The organism is Roseibium album (assembly GCF_001404515.1).
Taxonomy (GTDB): Bacteria; Pseudomonadota; Alphaproteobacteria; order Rhizobiales; family Stappiaceae; genus Roseibium; species Roseibium album.
This window is the reverse complement of sequence record NZ_CXWE01000008.1, coordinates 268811-284830: the sequence shown is the minus strand read 5'-3', so window position 1 is coordinate 284830 and position 16020 is coordinate 268811. Positions and strand designations below refer to the sequence as shown.

Genomic DNA, 16020 nt, shown 5'->3' with positions numbered 1-16020 from the left:
ACGTTCGACGAAGGTGGCAAGAGACAGGAATACCTGCGCGTCTGCAAAGTATCGAGGGAACAGTGGGAAAGCATAAATGACCTACAAATCTAAACTAATCGGCTCTCTGGCAGCTCTGGCATTCATGAGCGGCTTGCCGGCAACGTCCGCGGCTCAGGAATTGACAGTCGCGTATTTCCTGGAATGGCCGATGCCGTTCCAATACGCCAAGGAAAAGGGCCATTACGAAGAAGCCCTGGGCGTTCCGATCAACTGGGTTTCGTTTGACACAGGCACTGCAATGTCCGCAGCGATGGCGTCTGGCGATGTGCAGATTGCCGTCAGCCAGGGCGTGCCGCCATTTGTTGTCGCAGCTTCCGCCGGTCAGGATCTCATCCTGACGGACATTGCGGTCAGCTACTCGGAAAACGACAACTGTGTGGTTGCCGAGGCTCTGGAAATCGACAAGAACAATGCCAAGGAACTGGAAGGCAAGCAGGTCGGCGTGCCGATCGGGACAGCGGCGCACTATGGCTTCCTGTCACAGATGAAGCACTTCGGCGTCGACATTTCGACCATGGAGATCGTTGACATGGCTCCGGCCGATGGTGCGGCAGCCTTCGCGCAGGGAAGCCTTGACATGGTCTGCGGTTGGGGCGGTGCCCTGCGCCGCATGGTGGAACACGGAAATGTCCTCCTGACCGGCGCCGAGAAGGAAGAGCTCGGTATTCTCGTTTTTGACGGTATCAGCGTTCCGGCTGATTTTGCCGCTGAAGAATCCGAGATGCTGACCAAGTTCCTGAAGGTGACAGCCGAGGCGAATGCCATGTGGAACGCAGGTGAGAACAAGGCGGAAATGATCGAAGTCATCGCCAAGGACGCCGGCATGGATGTCGATGCGACCGAAGCCACGCTTGCGACATTCACGTTCCCCAACGTTGAGGACAAGCTGAGTGACAAGTGGATGGGCGGAAATGTCCAGACATTCATGCTCGGTGTTGCAGATGTCTTCCAGGAAGCCGGCTCGATCCCGCAGGCCCTCGACAGCTATGTCGATGCCGTGGACTCAAGCTACCTGGCTGCGACGGGAACAGAATAAGCCAGCATCCCTGCAAGTCTTGGGGCGGCAACTGACGTCGCCCCAATTTCCCATTCTTCACACTGCAGGAGATGACTCTCAATGGACGGCCTCCATATCGAAAATTTATCCATGCGTTTCGACCTACCCAACGGAACGCACGTTCAGGCACTCAAGGACGTTTCCATTGAGTTGAACACCGGCGAAATCATGTCGGTACTGGGTCCTTCGGGCTGCGGGAAAACCACCCTTTTGAACATTGTCGCCGGATTTCTGGCTCCAACGGACGGACAGGTGCGATTGAATGGTCACATCGTCACCGGTCCCGATGCCGAACGTGGCATGGTGTTTCAGAAAGGCGCACTCTTCGAATGGATGAATGTCCGCAAGAATGTCGACTTCGGTCCACGCATGAAATCCATGCCGAAGAAGCAGCGTGACGAGATTGTCGATCATCTGCTTGAAACAGTGGGTCTGCAGGACTTCAAGGAAAAGGCTGTCTATGAGCTTTCAGGCGGCATGCAGCAACGCGTTGCTCTTGCACGGTGCCTGGCCAATGATCCCGACGTCATTCTGATGGATGAACCCCTGGGAGCTCTGGACGCACTGACGCGCGAGAAGATGCAGGGTCTTGTCCTGAAGCTCTGGAAAGAAACCGGCAAGACCGTCATCCTGATCACCCACTCGGTGGAAGAGGCCCTGCTTCTGGGAGAACGCCTTCTGGTGATGGCCCCGAGACCGGGACGCATTCACAAGGAATACCGCTTGCCTTTTGCCGATCGCGGTGTTGAAGCCGATCTCAGGGAAGTCAAAAAAAGCGAGGGTTTTGGTGAAACCCGTGAAGAAATCCTCTCGATGATCTGGGAAATGGAAGAGGAAATCATGGGTCGATCGGAGACAGCGGCATGACCGGGTCAATTGTTTTTCTGACTTACGCTGCGCTGTTTCTGGCGAGCTATTTTCTGGTCAGTTATCTGAGCACGCTGATGCAGCGAGGGCAGTCTTACACCAGCCTGAAAACGGTGACGTTTGGCGACGAGAGCGCAATCCGCCCAAACAGGGCTGCATCCGTAATTTCGGTGCTCGTTATCTTCTTCATCTGGGGTGCGTTCACCGGTTCGAAGCTGGTTCCTTTCCACGTGCCCGGTCCCTTTACCGGTGAGACGGGTTTCAGTTACACCGTTACCAACGAAGCTGGTGAAACCAGTGAAGCCAATGTGGACGTCATCGTCCACGAACCCGGCAAAAAGATCGATGCTCCCGAGGTGGCGCCAAAGGAAGGCTTTGCACAGGACGATTCAGGAACTGTTGGTGCCTGGCGCTCCGTGCTTTTGCGTGTAACCCGCAATGACGGTGAGGGCGCGCGCGTTACGGAAGTTGACGGTCAGCCAATCGCACCTGGCGAAAGTGTCAGCGTTTCCAACGGCAGGGTAAGCATGACACCCAAGGGGTCACTGAATTTTGAACCCAGCAAGGGGCTGCAGATGGAACCCATCTGGATGCCTTCACCGGAAGCTGTGGTCAGTCGCTTTGCGGAGATCGCTTCCGAAGGGTATCAGAATTTCACGCTGTGGGAGCATCTTGGCTGGTCGCTGCTGCGCGTTATCGGTGGCTTTGTCGCCGGTTCGATTATCGGGATCCCGCTAGGATACGCCATGGGCCTGTCCAGCTGGGTGCGCGGTTGGTTCGATCCGATCGTGGAATTCATGCGCCCGGTTCCGCCGCTTGCGCTGATCCCGCTGGTCATCATCTGGTTCGGTATCTGGGAAACCGGCAAGATCGTGCTGCTGTTCCTGGCAGCGCTCTGGATCATGACGATTGCAGCCAGGGCCGGCGTTTCAGGTGTCAATATCAGTAAAGTCCACGCGGCCTTTTCGCTCGGTGCCAACAAGCGCCAGATCCTGCGCTATGTCATCGTTCCCAATTCCCTCCCCGAGATCTTTACCGGTGCACGCGTTGCCATGGGCGTCTGCTGGGGAACGGTCGTGGCCGCCGAACTGGTTGCCGCGCAGAAAGGTGCGGGGATGATGATTATCGCTGCATCGAAGTTCCAGCTCACGGATATCGTCATCATGGGCATCATCCTGATCGGTATCGTCGGCTACAGCATCGATATCCTGATGCGCATGGCCGAGCGGGTTCTGGTGCCCTGGAAAGGCCGGGCCTGACACTGAGAAGATTACGGCAGGCGCGGTGATACTGCGCCTGTTCCTGTTTCAAGCAGGGCGCCGGATACCGGTCGAATCCCTGGCGACCAGTTCAGTTGCAAGTAGCATCCCGGACGGCTTCAGTCCGTTTTCAATCCATTCGGAAATTGCAACGGCTGTTGCATGCCCCATTCTGACGACAGGAAGGTGAACTGTTGTCAGGCTGGGTGACGCATGCGCCGATCCGGGCAGATCGTCGATCCCGATGACCGACACGTCCTGCGGCACTCCGACGCCCTGGCGTTGCATTTCATAAAGGACACCGGTCGCAAGCACGTCCGACAGGCACAAAATGGCTGTAGGCCTGTGTGCGGCCGAAAGGATGGTTTGCGCGGACTTGCAACCGTCTTCAATTGATAGATCGGCTTCGACAAAACTCAATTCAGCATCGCCCGTATCTTCAAGACCCTTGAGACGCGCAAGTGTGCGGTCATTACCGATCAGGGAGCCATGCACCACGGCAATGCGTGAGTGTCCAAGGTCAAGCAGGTGCTGCAGCGCGATCCGGCCGGCGCCGGCATTGTCGTAACCGATGGTCGGCAGGTGAAAGTCCGGATCGTAGTAGGATGTCGCAACAGCAGGCAGCTGGCAGCGTTCGATCAGATCATAAAGCCCGGGTTCATGGGTGACCCCGGAGACTATCAGTCCTTCCGCGCCGATATCGACAAGAGTTTGCGCCTTTTCGGCTTCAATTGCCGCGTCGCCCTTCGTGGTGGCAACGACCAGGGAGAGACGATAGCCGGACAGCGTTTGTTCAATCGCCGCCAGGTAACGTGCAAAGATCGCATGATCGAGCGTCGGCACGAGTGCGCCCACCACGCGGGACCGACCGGAATTGATCGCGCGGGCCGCGGCACTCGGCACGAAACGCAGCTCTGCGATCGCCGCGGTGACGGCGGCCTTGGTGGCCTCTGCAACGGAATCTGGTGTATTCAGGACACGGGAAACGGTCGCAACCGATACATTCGCCAGTTTTGCAACATCCCTGAGATTGGCGCGTTTGCGGGATCTGGTGTTCGCCATGTGCCTCTGAAATTGCCCAATGAGTAAATCGCAATTGAGAAAAACTTGACATAGGCACTCCGGGTAAACAAGCTGTGTAACTAGTTACATTCGGCGGAAACCCTGAAATGCGCGGCCAATCCGTACTTTACGCTTTCAACAATGTCGGCCATGAAACACCGGGAAGAAGCTTTCCCGGCTTCAGAAAGCCGACGCATGCAAGGGACTATTGGCTGGCCCCGCGTGAATCTGTCCATCTCGAAGTGAAACCCGGTGATCTTCTTTCGCTCGAAGATATGTCCGCGAAGGACCAGTTGGCATTGGTCGCTTTTGATGGGGCAGGAGGCGACGCTCTTGATGCGCTCGGGCTGATTTCAAATTCCAGAATGAATTTTAGCAAATTCGACAGTGCCGAACTCGCTGGCTGGATCTCCACAAACGGCGGTCGGGACTTTGATGCAATCGCCGCTCACGTGGTTGCGGTTTCGTCGGGAGTGCTGGTCCTGAAGGCAGAACGGCCTGTTGACCTGTGGCTGATCTACCAGTCGACCTCGCAGGACCTGGTCTGCGGTTCTTTGGGTGGACCCGTGTCTGTTCGTCACAAGCCTGCAGTGGTTTCAGGTCCTGTTCTGCCCCCACTTTTGGGCGAAACGCGCGACGAATTCACCGTGTCTCGGGGTACGGGACTGGCCTATGAATTGAAGAAGGGTGAAATCGTTCAGATCATTGATGTTGAAGGCCAGCAATGTTCCGACTTTACGGCCTTCAGATCGGACGCCCTGATGGCCGGAGAGGAGTGGATGATAGACAGCACCGCGACACGGTCGATGGTGCGACGCGCCTATCCCGGCCCTGGTCTGTTCGACAAGTTCTATGATCGCGAAATGCGTCCGATGCTCAATGTCGTACAGGATACCTGCGGCCGCCACGATACGTTCGGCCTGGCCTGTACAGCACGTGGTTACGAGGAGCGGGGTTATCCGGGGCATGTGAACTGTTCGGACAACATGTCAGAAGTACTCGACCCATATGGTATCGCGCGACGGTCGGCCTGGCCTGCGATCAACTTCTTCTGGAATACCTGGATAGATCCGGACGACCACACGATCCAGACCGCCGAATCCTATTCGCGTCCCGGTGACTATGTCGCCATGCGGGCGATGGAAAATCTTGTCTGTGTGTCTACGGCCTGCCCGGATGACATCGACGCGATCAACGGCTGGAACCCGACGGATGTTCACGTGCGCATTTACCGACCGGACCAACCTATGCGACGTGCCGTGGCCTATCGCGAAAAGGAAGACGCTCCCATGACCACCAGTCAGAACTCCGCGTTCCACGAGCGGCTGTCTGTTCTGACACAGCATTTCGCACCCGCACGCAATCTCTGGGCTCCGGTCAGCTATCCCGCTTTTGGAACCTTGGGCGAATACTGGGCTTGCCGGGAGGCTGTGGCGATTCAGGACATGAGCGGTTTGCGCAAATACGACATTGTCGGCCCGGACGCCATGAAACTGATGCAGCTCGCAACGACGCGCAATGTCGAGAAACTTGCGGTCTGGCGCGCCTCCTACACGCTGATGTGTGACGACAGCGGAACCGTTATCGATGACGGCACCCTGTTGCGCCTGGGACCGGACCTGTTCCGCTGGTGCTGCGGTGCGGAAGAAAGCGCCCGGGCGCTTGAAGCGCTTGCGCATGAACTTGGCTTGCAGGTTCGTATTCACGATGTCCGCGAAAGCCTTCCGAATCTGGCACTTCAGGGGCCGAAAGCGCGGGATCTGCTGCGCAAGATCGTGTTTACACAGCCTCAGGTCCCGGCTCTCGATCAACTGAAATGGTTCGGTGTCACAATGTCTCGCCTAAGGGATCGCGAGGGAGCGCCATTTCTGCTGTCCAGAACCGGATACACCGGTGAGCTCGGCTATGAAATCTTCTGCTCCAAATCCGACGCGATTGAAATCTGGGATGCAGTCATGGCAGCCGGTGAGGAATTCGGCATTGTACCGATGGGAAGTGCTGCCCTCGAAATCGTGCGTATTGAAGCCGGGCTGGCCGCACGGAACGCCGAAATCGCGCCGGGTATAGATGCCTTCGAGGCCGGTTTGGGATTTGCGGTCGATCTTGCCAAGAAATCTTTCACCGGCAGGCGGGCGCTGGAACGGAATGCCCGCGACCCTCGCCGATTGCTCAAGGGGCTTCTGATCGATAGTGATGATGTACCTGCGCATGGTGCCCCGGTCTATGCCGGCGAGCGGCAGGTTGGCATCGTCACCTCCGCCACACGTTCGCCAACGCTGGAACGTGCAATTGCAATGGCTCGGATCGCCGTCGAGCAGGCGGGAAACGGAACGTATCTCGAAATCGGTCAACTCGACGGGCGCATGAAGCGTCTTGGTGCCAGCGTTTCCGACACTCCTTTCATGGACCCGCAAAGAACGCGCGCGAGCGCCTGAAAGACGCTGATCACGTCAGCCGACGTAACGGAAAACGGAAGTCGGTACGGATGAGACGTGAGTCGGTGTATGCCTTTAACAGCTGACGAAAGCGCTGATAGATGGCCAATCGCCAAGTCACCCTGACGCAGTTACCTGCGTCAGGGTGACAGGAAGAGTAAGCTTGAAGTTATTGTCTGTCTGAGCTTGGGCTTAACCGGTCTGTGTTGTCTTTCTGCGGCCGAAAAAGAAAACAGCCAAGCCGCCGGCAAGCAAGGGAAGTGTGGCTGGAAGAGGAATTGGAACAGGGCCGTGCGGCGGGACGCCGACAGAATAGTCAAATCCGCTCTCCGAGCTCGTAAAGCCACCGGATACCTCTTTGCCATCCGTATCGAAGACGGACGACCCGATTAGCCGCAAGCTGTTGAAGGCGTCTACCCCGAGCAGGCATGAGCCGGTCTTGTTGAAAAAGTTCCCGGTATGCATGGCTCCGCATCTGGATTCCGAAAAAAGGCTTGCGTGCAGGTCGAGCGATCCTCCGGTAAACGCCAGATCGACGAAACCTCTTCCGGCTGACCCGAAGTCGTCGGTGGACGACAGACTGGCAACTCCCGTTGTCAAACTGTTCGTGTATTCGTGCCTACGCTGGAAGATCGTTTCATCGCCGATCCTTACAGAAAAAATGTTGCGGCCAAAGGGCAGGGAACTGCCGCCGAAAGAACCGCTGACTTCCTCGATCAGGGAGATCGCGATATCGGTGAAAAGCCGGAAGGTTCCGCTGTCGACCGAAAATGAAAGCGTGTCGTTCATGGCTGCTGCGCCGCGCCAGAAGTCATTTTCCTCTGGTGTGCCTGTGCCGATGACACTGCTCGGTCCTGCAGCCTTCGTTCTGATGCCGATGCTGCCGAAACTGGCACGGGCATCAATGCCATCGCCTGAAGAATAGGACCCGCAGGAGGCCGCAACGCTCCCCGAAGCGGAGGAATTGAAACTGCAGGTCGAGCCGAGAGTAAATTGCGTATTTGCAAGAACAGACGGCGCTGCGTTCGCGCTCACAGGCATGATTGCAATCGCGCCAAGCAGGAGTGCAGGTCCAAAAATGGTTTTCATTGGAATTCCCCCTCAAAATACATTCATTAAGTAATTGTTAAATTATATCGCGTGCTCGAGACGGTACATCACCCGAATGGGCTATGAAATTTTTCGCGAAATCTGATGCGCCTGAAATACGCGTAAGCTGACGGGACGATGCAACTCAAAATCTGAGTGCTCAATCTTCTTCCTCTGTTTACGCATGGATGCTGAAAGTCGGAACTTGATGTTTCCCTTGCCTCTTATGCCAAGTTGGCACTGCGTCCCAGGTGCTGACTGTCACAGTCACTGGACATCCGCGATTGATCAATTCGGTCTCGACAGGCCAATTTGAACGGGGATGTGGCGTTGATGAGCCAAAATTGAAATTAGGTAACTTTTCAAGTAATATTCCATAGGTGGCTTTTGCAGTGAAATTGTCACCTGTTAAGTGCGTGTCTGATTATTGAAATTCACGCTCTATTGTTAGTAGTGCTTAGTATTGTTTGGAAGGTGGCGACCTTTGTTGGTTGACCCGAGCGGTTCGTGACGCCTTCTTTCACCCGATTGCAACATGACGAACATCCGGCCTCGAGCCGAATTTTGATGGTGAATTGTTTTTTATAGTGCGTTTAGAGGAAGTTAGGTCATGAAGTATGCTGTCCCGTCGAACACACATTTTACTCTGCGTCAGGAGTTGGTCGGAGTCCTTTGCAAATACCAGGATACGCTCTGCCCTGCAGAGTTGCTTGCAGTCTCCAGCCAGGTTGTCGGCAACCTGATTGCCCTGCAGGACGAAACGCGATTGTCACCGGAGCATGCCATAGAAATTGTCATGTACAACATCGAGGAAGGCAATCGTGCGGCACTTGGCGATCTCGACCAGACCGACGCGGCCTGACGAAACGAACTCCGGAAAGCAGCTTTGCCGAGTGACAACCTCAGGCTCATGCCGGGTCAGATGAGCGCGGGCTTGTCTTGGGTAGGCTACTGTTTCGAAGCTTCTTGGTTACAGAGTTTCGTTCAGGCTTGCCCGGTTCGGGGCGCCATGCATGTCAGTCCGTGTCACCAGCTACTGACAGGTCGAAGATGTCAGGGCCGGCTTTTCGACAAGCTCCGATAGGTCTAAGTTCAAACGACCTGAAAACGTGACTTGCGTTTCATCCCAATTCCGGAGCTTTGGATGCCTCGTCGTACTGGTTTTTCTGTTTTTTTTGCCTTGATTGTGTGCCTGTTCCTGACCACGGCTCCGTTATCGGCAACGCCTGAGGAAACGCTGGAACACGTCGTCTCCGTCCTTCCTGTATGGCCCGGACACGAGCAAGGCGGACAAGGCGCGTCTCCCGGTACCGCGCCGGAAGGCAGTGGCGTGGTCGTGCGGCGCGGAGTAATCGCAACCGCCTTCCATGTCGTGGAACCTGCAGAGCGTGTCGATATTCGTCTTTCAGATGGAAGAGTATTGCCGGCTCGCCTGATCGCCGGCGATGCGGCAAGCGATATTGCGCTGTTGTCGGTCGAGACGGATCTGGTGCCGTTTGAAATCAGCCCTGCCCCTGGTTTGGCGCAGCCGGCCTGCGCGATCGGCAATGCATTCGGACTTGGACTATCCGTCACCTGCGGCGTCGTTTCAGCGGTCGGGGTCACAAATGCGGGCTTCAATGCGGTCGAGGATTTCGTTCAAACAGACGCCGCGGCGAACCCGGGCTCCTCTGGTGGCGCATTGGTCGACGCGCAGGGCCGGTTGATCGGCATGATGTCCGCCATTTTTGCGTCCGGAGCGGATGCGAATATCGGCGTGAATTTTGCCGTATCAGCCAAGTTGTTGATGCGTGTGACCGACGCCCTTCTTGCAGATGGCAAGGTCGAATACCTGTCTGCTGACTGGAGACTCGGCTCCGCGGACAACGCCCAACTTGCAAAGGTTGCCGCACCCGTTGTTGGAACGGTGCGCGCAGGTGGCAAGGCGCACGCCGCCGGTATCGAAACCGGTGACCTGATATTGGAGATCGGATCCCGTCGAACACGCACACCACGCGACGCGCTCACGGCGCTCGCGCTTTTGCCACCACAAACGACCGTTGTGGATGTCGGGGTGCTGAGAGGTGGTGCGGAGAAGACTGTCAGTTTGTCGTTCGTTGAGCCGACCAGGCAGCCGGATTTGGATGTACAAAAAAATTCCGATCCGGATTGCCCGCATCCGTCTGCAGTCTGCGCGCTGCGCCAGGCTGTCTTTCCGGTGTCCAGTTTCGATCCGGTCGGCAGTGCGACCAGGATCGCGAGCGACCTGCTCGTCACCAACCGGCATGTGGTTGGGAACCGCAAGGATGCAACGGTTCATACTCCCGGCGGTTCGAAAACCGCCAAGGTCGTTCCGTCAGCCTTTCGCGGTGATCTTGTCCTTTTGAAGGTGGATGGATTGCCCGAAGACGGACAGATACTAGATCCGGCGTCGGCAAGACCGGCAGAAGGACCATACTACGCAATTGGTGCCGACATTGCGCGACGGGAAGTGCGTGTCTTCGAGCCGGGTGAACTTATTCTGGCACCTGCGGAAGGAGCCGATCTCGGGCGGCTCCACGTGCGTGCCCGCATGCAACCCGGCGTCAGCGGTGGAGCTCTGGTCGACGGGGACGGAGACCTTGCAGGCATCGCAGTGGGTGGTGGAGACGGCAGGTACGAGGCCATACCTGTCGCGGCGATACAATTGCTCCTCCAGCAGCGGGAAAGTCCCGAAGCCACCAGGATGACGAACCGGCTCGGGATCAATTTCGCCGCGTGTGCGACCGCCATCGATTCCGTTCTGGCAGGTGAACGGCAGGAAGAGGCGCTTGGACAGCTTTCCAAAACATGCAAAGCGTCGTCGAACCATGGCCAGCTCCTGGAAGCAGGACGCCTTCTGGCTCAGGCGGGGGACTTCGACGCCGCGATAAGCCTTCATGGACAAGCGTCTGATCAGGTGCCGAACTCCATCAATTCCCGGATGTCTCTTCTGGTTTCGCTGCAACTGGCGACCCGTTTTGAAGACATGACCGACCATGCCCGCTGGCTTCTCAAGGCTGCGCCCGACGACCCGCAGGCGCTTCGGTTTTCCATTCAATCAGGTGTTTGGGGCGGCGATCCGGAACTGGCCGAAGCGGGATATCGGGCGTTGCTGAAGGCAGATCCGAGGCAAGCACAGGCGGCACGCCGTTTCATTGACAGTGCGCCGCCCGCGCCGCGGCGCAGGTAAGGCTCAATCTGTATCCGGGTCGGGAATCCATCCTGTCGCAACAGCGCCTTGCCGCTCAAACGGGGAAGGTGATGCGCGTTCGAGGATCCTTGCCTTGAGTTCCGGTACCGTAAGACCCGGGTCATCGGCAAGAATGCGCGCTGCCAGCGCGGCAAGTCGAGGCACCGCATAACTTGATCCCGATGTCACGCCGGTGGCGCCTCTGAAATCCGTCACCTCGATGTTTTCCGCAGGCAGCATGATGTCGACGCTTTTGCCACCCCAGTTGGAACCAGTCGCCAGTCTGCCGAAGGCATCTGCGGACGTGACCGTCAGGATGTTCTCAAGCTCCAGCCCCGCCGGGTAGACAGGGTCATTGTCGATGTCCCGTCCGTCATTGCCGGCGGAGACGATTGCCAGAATGTCCTTGTCTTTCAGCGCGTCTTCGAATGCTTTCCGATCATCCGGGTTCCGGCTCCCGAGCGGCATGGCGATGATCTTTATCCCATGTTCGAGAGCGTGTTCGACCAGGTCGGTCAGTCTGCTCATGTCCGGCCGTGGATAGCGATAGGGGACGAGCGCGGCGTTCGGGGCCTCTCGTGCCAATATGGAGGCAACAGCCGTTCCGTGCCGTATCGGCAGAAATGGCCCGCGGGAAGTGTCTCCGTCATAAGGCCAGGGATCCATGTCCCAGAAATCAAATCCGATTGGCTCCCCGTCGTCGTCGCGCGCAAGGCGGCTCGCAAGGAGCGGCAGATCGTAGGCAAGTCCTGAATCGACGAGTGCGACCCTGACACCACCCGGGTCATCACCTTCCGGCCAGGGAGCCTGAAGTGTTTCTGCCCACCTCAGTGTTTCAAGGTCATCCTCGAGCTGATCGAGAAAGATCCAGGGGCCTTCTTCCTCGCGGATCTCGCGGGCAGAGCGAACCGTACAGCTACCATCGGCAATCGCAAGAAGAGCCGGTCTGAGTTCATTGCCGTCGAAATTTGAATAGGAAGCGCGGAATTGACGAAGCATTCCGTTGGCCAGGCGCGATTCAAGTGTCATCTCATCGCCTCCCGGCAATGCCAGTCGAAAGCTTGTCCTGACAGGCGCGGTCTCGTTTGGCTGGTAGTTTTCTTCAAGCAGCCAGCTGCCTGCAAGAGCGTTCTGTATCTGAAGACCGCTCATATCCGCCTTGCCGCAGACATGCGTGGTGGCTTGCCGGATCCAGTCCCTGGCACTGGACGGCGACCCGGCATGCGACGCCACATTGAAAAACAGCGTCAACAGCACACAAGGTACGGCGCGCGTGCAATATGTGAGAACGTATTCAAGAATGGGCACCAGCTCCCGCATTTTTCTGCGAAGACAATCGGATGATTTTCCTGGGTAGCAGACTAGTCGTTAGCGGGAACCAGTGCCAGATATCTCCGGATCAGGAAATTTCGATGATCCTCGGCGCAAGCGGTCAGCAGGGCCAGCGCCAATATGGCTCTGCGAAACCGGAGGAATCCAGCCACACTGTCTGTTTATTCCGGTGTCCGTTCCACCGACGCGGTGTTCTCGCGTGCGAAGGCCCGGATGGTTCGCTGCCTGTTTGCGCATGAACCTCGAGAAATCAATCGGCCGGACACATCGCCTCCGGAGCAGACCTGACCGCCTCGGCCAGATAATCACGCACCCAGCGATGCGATTTCGAGTTTTGTTTCCTCGGATGCCAGATCAGACTCATTGCGATCGGGTCGAGTTTGAAGGGTGGTTCGCACGTGGCAAACCCGACACCCAGCTCCCGAACGATGTTGCGTGGTGTCAACATGATCAGATCGGTGTTTCTCACAACTTCGAACGCCGAGACATAGTTGGACAGCGTCAGTCGCACTCTGCGGTTCAGGCCGGCGTTGCCGAATATTTTCTCGATGCGGTTCGCACGATGGACGGATATCGGCACAACCCTCAGATGCTCGCATCGGGACAGAGCTGCCAGCGTGACCGGCTCCTCAAGCAATGGATGACCGTCCCGCATGAGATAAATGAAATCAGCTTCAAAAAGCCTTCTGATCTGCATGTTGTCCGGCGCCAGAAAATTCGGCAGGACCGTCAGGTCGAGAGACCCATTTTCCAATGAGTCGACGACTGTGTCGATCACCAGTGGAGCAACCGTTATCCTGACATTCGGAGCGTCGTTTTGAAGCTTCCGTATCAGACCTGGCAAGATGCTCGACAGCGCGAAGTCCGATGCCGAGATGCGAATTTCCATCTCCGCTATCTTTGGGTCAAAGGGAGTTTTCTCCGCTTCCAGCGTGTCGACCAAGCGCACGATTTCCCGCGCTTTTTTCAGCAAGTCGACGACGGTATCTGTCGGGAGAAGGCCGTTGGATGCACGAACGAACAACGGGTCCTGAAACAGATCCCGCAAGCGCCGCAACGTTGTGCTCATGGCCGGTTGACTGACCCCCATGCGCCGGGCGGCCGATGTCACGCTTCTTTCTTCGTCAAGAACAATCAGTGTCTGGAGCAGTCGAATATCCAACATAATCAAAAGTATATATTATTTATAAATTCTATCAATTTGATTTATGGATTTGCGCGTGTGAATTTTGCCCTGCGCGAATGACCTACGGATCTCCAATGGTATTCAAGAGGGAAAAAATGTTCAAAACATTCCAGAAACACATACTTGTCCTTGCCGTTCTGGCCGCAGGTCTCAGCACTGGTTCAGCTGCGGACAAATCTGAAAGGCTCGCTGGAAAACAGGTGGAAGGCTATCTGCAGGGCAACACGGTCTACATTGATGTCCTGCCCGGTGACGGTGCGTTCGGCAAAGGCGGTCTGTCTCCATTTTACTATGGTCACGACGGGACATTCGCCGCGGACCTTCCTGCTCGAAAGATTACCGGAACCTGGAAGCTTTCAGCCGACTCAAGCTACTGCATTGACGTTGTCGAGGCTGGAAGAACATTTTGCACGAATGTCTACAAGAAGGGCTCCGGCATCGAGCATCACAGCGTCGGTCTTGGTCGGCTGATGGGATCTGTTGTTCGAATTGTACCAGGCAATGATGCGGACCTGTGATCCCGGTGCCCTGCGTTTGCGTCGGTTGCCTCGCCCTGACGTGTTCAGCGGCAGTCGCTATGCAAGATCGCATTCGCGATGGTTACGTCATGCCGGCGGTGAGGCGCAGTGCGCAATCGAAGGAGCATTGACGGCTTCGCTGCGACCCGGAATGAATGTGCTTGATGTTGCATGCGGAACCGGCGATATGGCTCGCCGCCTGATGTCGGGAACCGATGGGAGTATCGAGTTCGTCCTGCTTGATGCCTCCAGAACCATGCTGGAAACCTGCGCAGACATTCCAGCGACCCGGGTGCTGGGATGCATGACAAATCTTCCGTTTGCGGAAAACAGCTTTGATCTTCTGACCTGTACTTGGGGCATCGAAACGATTTCCGAAACTCAGTCGGCATTGAGCGAGTTCGTGCGTGTGACCCGGTCCGGTGGATACATCTTTCTTGTCTATTGTGCTGACAGACCGACACGCTCCCTGTTCGGCATGGCCATGCGCCATCACATCGCACTCACCGGCCGCGGACAATTTCTGAGCCAGGAGGCACTCTGCGAGCAAGCCGCAGCAGCAAGGGTCAAACGAATGCAGCCGCTGTATTGCAACGGTCCCGCGGCCGCGATGATCCTGCACATCTGAACACCGGCCCAACTCCCGCGTCCGCAGGCTGCACACGGGAACACGGGCATGAGCACAGGACGACGAGGGGTCTGCCCTGGCGCCATGCCTGGTATTTCGGTCGGGCATCAATCGGACAGGTGGCTGCTCACAAGGATCACAGCGCGCCGTCGTTCTCCAATTCGGTCAACTCCGCTTCACTGAGACCGAGGTCAGTCCAGATTTCATTGTTGTGTTCGCCAAGAAGAGGCGGAGGATCGTCGACACGTGGGGCTTCTCCGTCCAGTTTGATCCCTGTCGTCGTCACGGAAATATCCCGGCCAACACCGGGCACGTCCTGGAACGTCTTCAGAAAACCACGATCTGCGACCTGTGGCATTGCCAGAACCTCCGGCACAGTCAACACCGCACCGGATGGAACACCTATCCTGTTGAGTTCCTTGGCCCAATCGCGCGCAGGCCGTGTTTTCAGAACTGTTTCAAGCTCGGCTTTCAAAGCCAGGCGGTTTCGCTTTCTGTCTTCACGCGTGGCGTATTGCGGTCGCTCGCGGAGCGCGCCCAGTCCCAGATGGTCCGTTAGCAAAATCCACTGCTCGTCCTTGTTTGCGGCAATATTGAGAAGTCCGTGTTCTGCTTCGAAGGCCCCGGAGGGCGAAGACGTCACGTTTTCATTTCCGTTGGCGGCCGGTTCAACGCCGGCATTCAGATAATTCGAAACCACCCATCCCATGGTGGCCAGCACCGATTCAAGCATGGAGACGTCGATGAAGCTACCTCTCGGCGAGGCGTTCAGAGCAGAGGCGACGGCAAATGCGGCAGTTATGCCTCCAACGGTATCGGCAACCGGATATCCGACGCGCAGGGGCGCACTTTCGCTGTCACCCGTGATCGACATGACGCCGGATGCACCCTGAATGATCTGGTCGTAAGCCGGCCGGTGGACCCAGGGTCCGTCCTGTCCGAACCCGGAGATCGCGCAATAGATCAGCTGAGGCTTTTCTTTCTTGAGCGTATTGTAACCGACGCCAAGCCGCTTCATCACTCCCGGACGGAAGTTTTCAACCAGCACGTCTGCGGTCTTCACCAGCTTGAGAAAGAGCTGCTTTCCCCTTGGATGCTTGAGATTGACCGTGACGGATTTCTTGCCGGCATTCTGCGCGAGGAAGGAAACGCCCATGCCCTTGTCGTTCAGGTCCGGATCAGCGCCCAGCCGACGCGCAAGATCGCCTCGACCGGTAGCCTCGACCTTGATGACCTCGGCACCGAGATGTGCCAGATGATGACAGCAAAAAGGGCCGGCAAGAACATTGGTCAGGTCAAGAACCCGAATGCCTGCAAGGGGTTTTGACACCTGGCGTTTCCTTTTGTTCGGTCCG

Annotated in this window: 13 protein-coding genes; 8 read left to right on the top strand and 5 right to left on the bottom strand. The window is 56.9% G+C overall.

From position 1 onward, the window contains the following. Positions 1 to 76: 76 nt before the first annotated feature. From LA5095_RS25725 to LA5095_RS25715, 3 genes are all read left to right on the top strand, one after another. Positions 77 to 1078, top strand: coding sequence for a taurine ABC transporter substrate-binding protein (locus LA5095_RS25725; protein ID WP_055120237.1), 1002 nt, complete (start codon positions 77 to 79; stop codon positions 1076 to 1078). 81 nt (positions 1079 to 1159) lie between these two features. Then, complete coding sequence (locus LA5095_RS25720; RefSeq protein WP_055120235.1) at positions 1160 to 1966, top strand: taurine ABC transporter ATP-binding protein; 807 nt, start codon at positions 1160 to 1162, stop codon at positions 1964 to 1966. Then, positions 1963 to 3225, top strand: coding sequence for an ABC transporter permease subunit (locus LA5095_RS25715; RefSeq protein WP_055120233.1), 1263 nt, complete (start codon positions 1963 to 1965; stop codon positions 3223 to 3225). Before LA5095_RS25720 ends, LA5095_RS25715 begins: the two co-directional genes overlap by 4 nt. Before the next feature lie 48 nt (positions 3226 to 3273). On the opposite strand, the gene LA5095_RS25710 is transcribed toward LA5095_RS25715, so the two are convergent. Further along, positions 3274 to 4287 carry a LacI family DNA-binding transcriptional regulator gene (locus LA5095_RS25710; RefSeq protein WP_082442969.1) on the bottom strand — a complete coding sequence of 338 codons (1014 nt, stop codon included), beginning with the start codon at positions 4285 to 4287 and terminating at the stop codon, positions 3274 to 3276. Positions 4288 to 4394: 107 nt separating this feature from the next. Between LA5095_RS25710 and LA5095_RS25705 the strand changes: the two genes are divergently transcribed. Then, the gene (locus LA5095_RS25705) at positions 4395 to 6722 is read left to right on the top strand and encodes a trimethylamine N-oxide demethylase (RefSeq protein ID WP_055120231.1); all 2328 of its coding nucleotides are present in this window, start codon (positions 4395 to 4397) and stop codon (positions 6720 to 6722) included. A 192-nt stretch (positions 6723 to 6914) separates the two neighbouring features. Here LA5095_RS25705 and LA5095_RS25700 read toward each other — a convergent pair whose 3' ends face one another. Further along, positions 6915 to 7811, bottom strand: coding sequence for a hypothetical protein (locus tag LA5095_RS25700; protein WP_055120229.1), 897 nt, complete (start codon positions 7809 to 7811; stop codon positions 6915 to 6917). Between the two features lie 610 nt (positions 7812 to 8421). Here LA5095_RS25700 and LA5095_RS25695 point away from each other — a divergent pair. Together LA5095_RS25695 and LA5095_RS25690 are read left to right on the top strand one after the other, a co-directional pair. Continuing rightward, positions 8422 to 8673 (top strand): hypothetical protein, encoded by a 252-nt coding sequence (locus LA5095_RS25695; protein ID WP_055120227.1) that lies wholly within the window; start codon positions 8422 to 8424, stop codon positions 8671 to 8673. A gap of 282 nt (positions 8674 to 8955) precedes the next feature. Further along, positions 8956 to 11001: a trypsin-like peptidase domain-containing protein gene (locus tag LA5095_RS25690; protein ID WP_055120225.1), complete on the top strand. Its 2046-nt coding sequence runs from the start codon at positions 8956 to 8958 to the stop codon at positions 10999 to 11001. Positions 11002 to 11004: 3 nt separating this feature from the next. Here LA5095_RS25690 and LA5095_RS25685 read toward each other — a convergent pair whose 3' ends face one another. Both LA5095_RS25685 and LA5095_RS25680 read right to left on the bottom strand, forming a co-directional pair. After that, positions 11005 to 12309, bottom strand: coding sequence for a S8 family serine peptidase (locus tag LA5095_RS25685; protein WP_158510440.1), 1305 nt, complete (start codon positions 12307 to 12309; stop codon positions 11005 to 11007). Positions 12310 to 12583: 274 nt separating this feature from the next. After that, positions 12584 to 13498 carry a LysR family transcriptional regulator gene (locus LA5095_RS25680; RefSeq protein ID WP_055120223.1) on the bottom strand — a complete coding sequence of 305 codons (915 nt, stop codon included), beginning with the start codon at positions 13496 to 13498 and terminating at the stop codon, positions 12584 to 12586. 116 nt (positions 13499 to 13614) lie between these two features. On the opposite strand from LA5095_RS25680, the gene LA5095_RS25675 reads away from it, so the two are divergent. After that, positions 13615 to 14037: a hypothetical protein gene (locus LA5095_RS25675; RefSeq protein ID WP_144436166.1), complete on the top strand. Its 423-nt coding sequence runs from the start codon at positions 13615 to 13617 to the stop codon at positions 14035 to 14037. Continuing rightward, entirely contained in the window at positions 14021 to 14665 is a 645-nt protein-coding gene (locus LA5095_RS25670) for a class I SAM-dependent methyltransferase (RefSeq protein WP_082442967.1), read from the top strand. The genes LA5095_RS25675 and LA5095_RS25670 overlap by 17 nt, the downstream gene beginning before the upstream one ends. Positions 14666 to 14801: 136 nt before the next feature. Here the strand turns inward: LA5095_RS25670 and LA5095_RS25665 are convergent, their stop codons facing one another. Beyond that, positions 14802 to 15995 (bottom strand): CaiB/BaiF CoA transferase family protein, encoded by a 1194-nt coding sequence (locus tag LA5095_RS25665; protein WP_055120217.1) that lies wholly within the window; start codon positions 15993 to 15995, stop codon positions 14802 to 14804. Positions 15996 to 16020 lie beyond the last annotated feature (25 nt).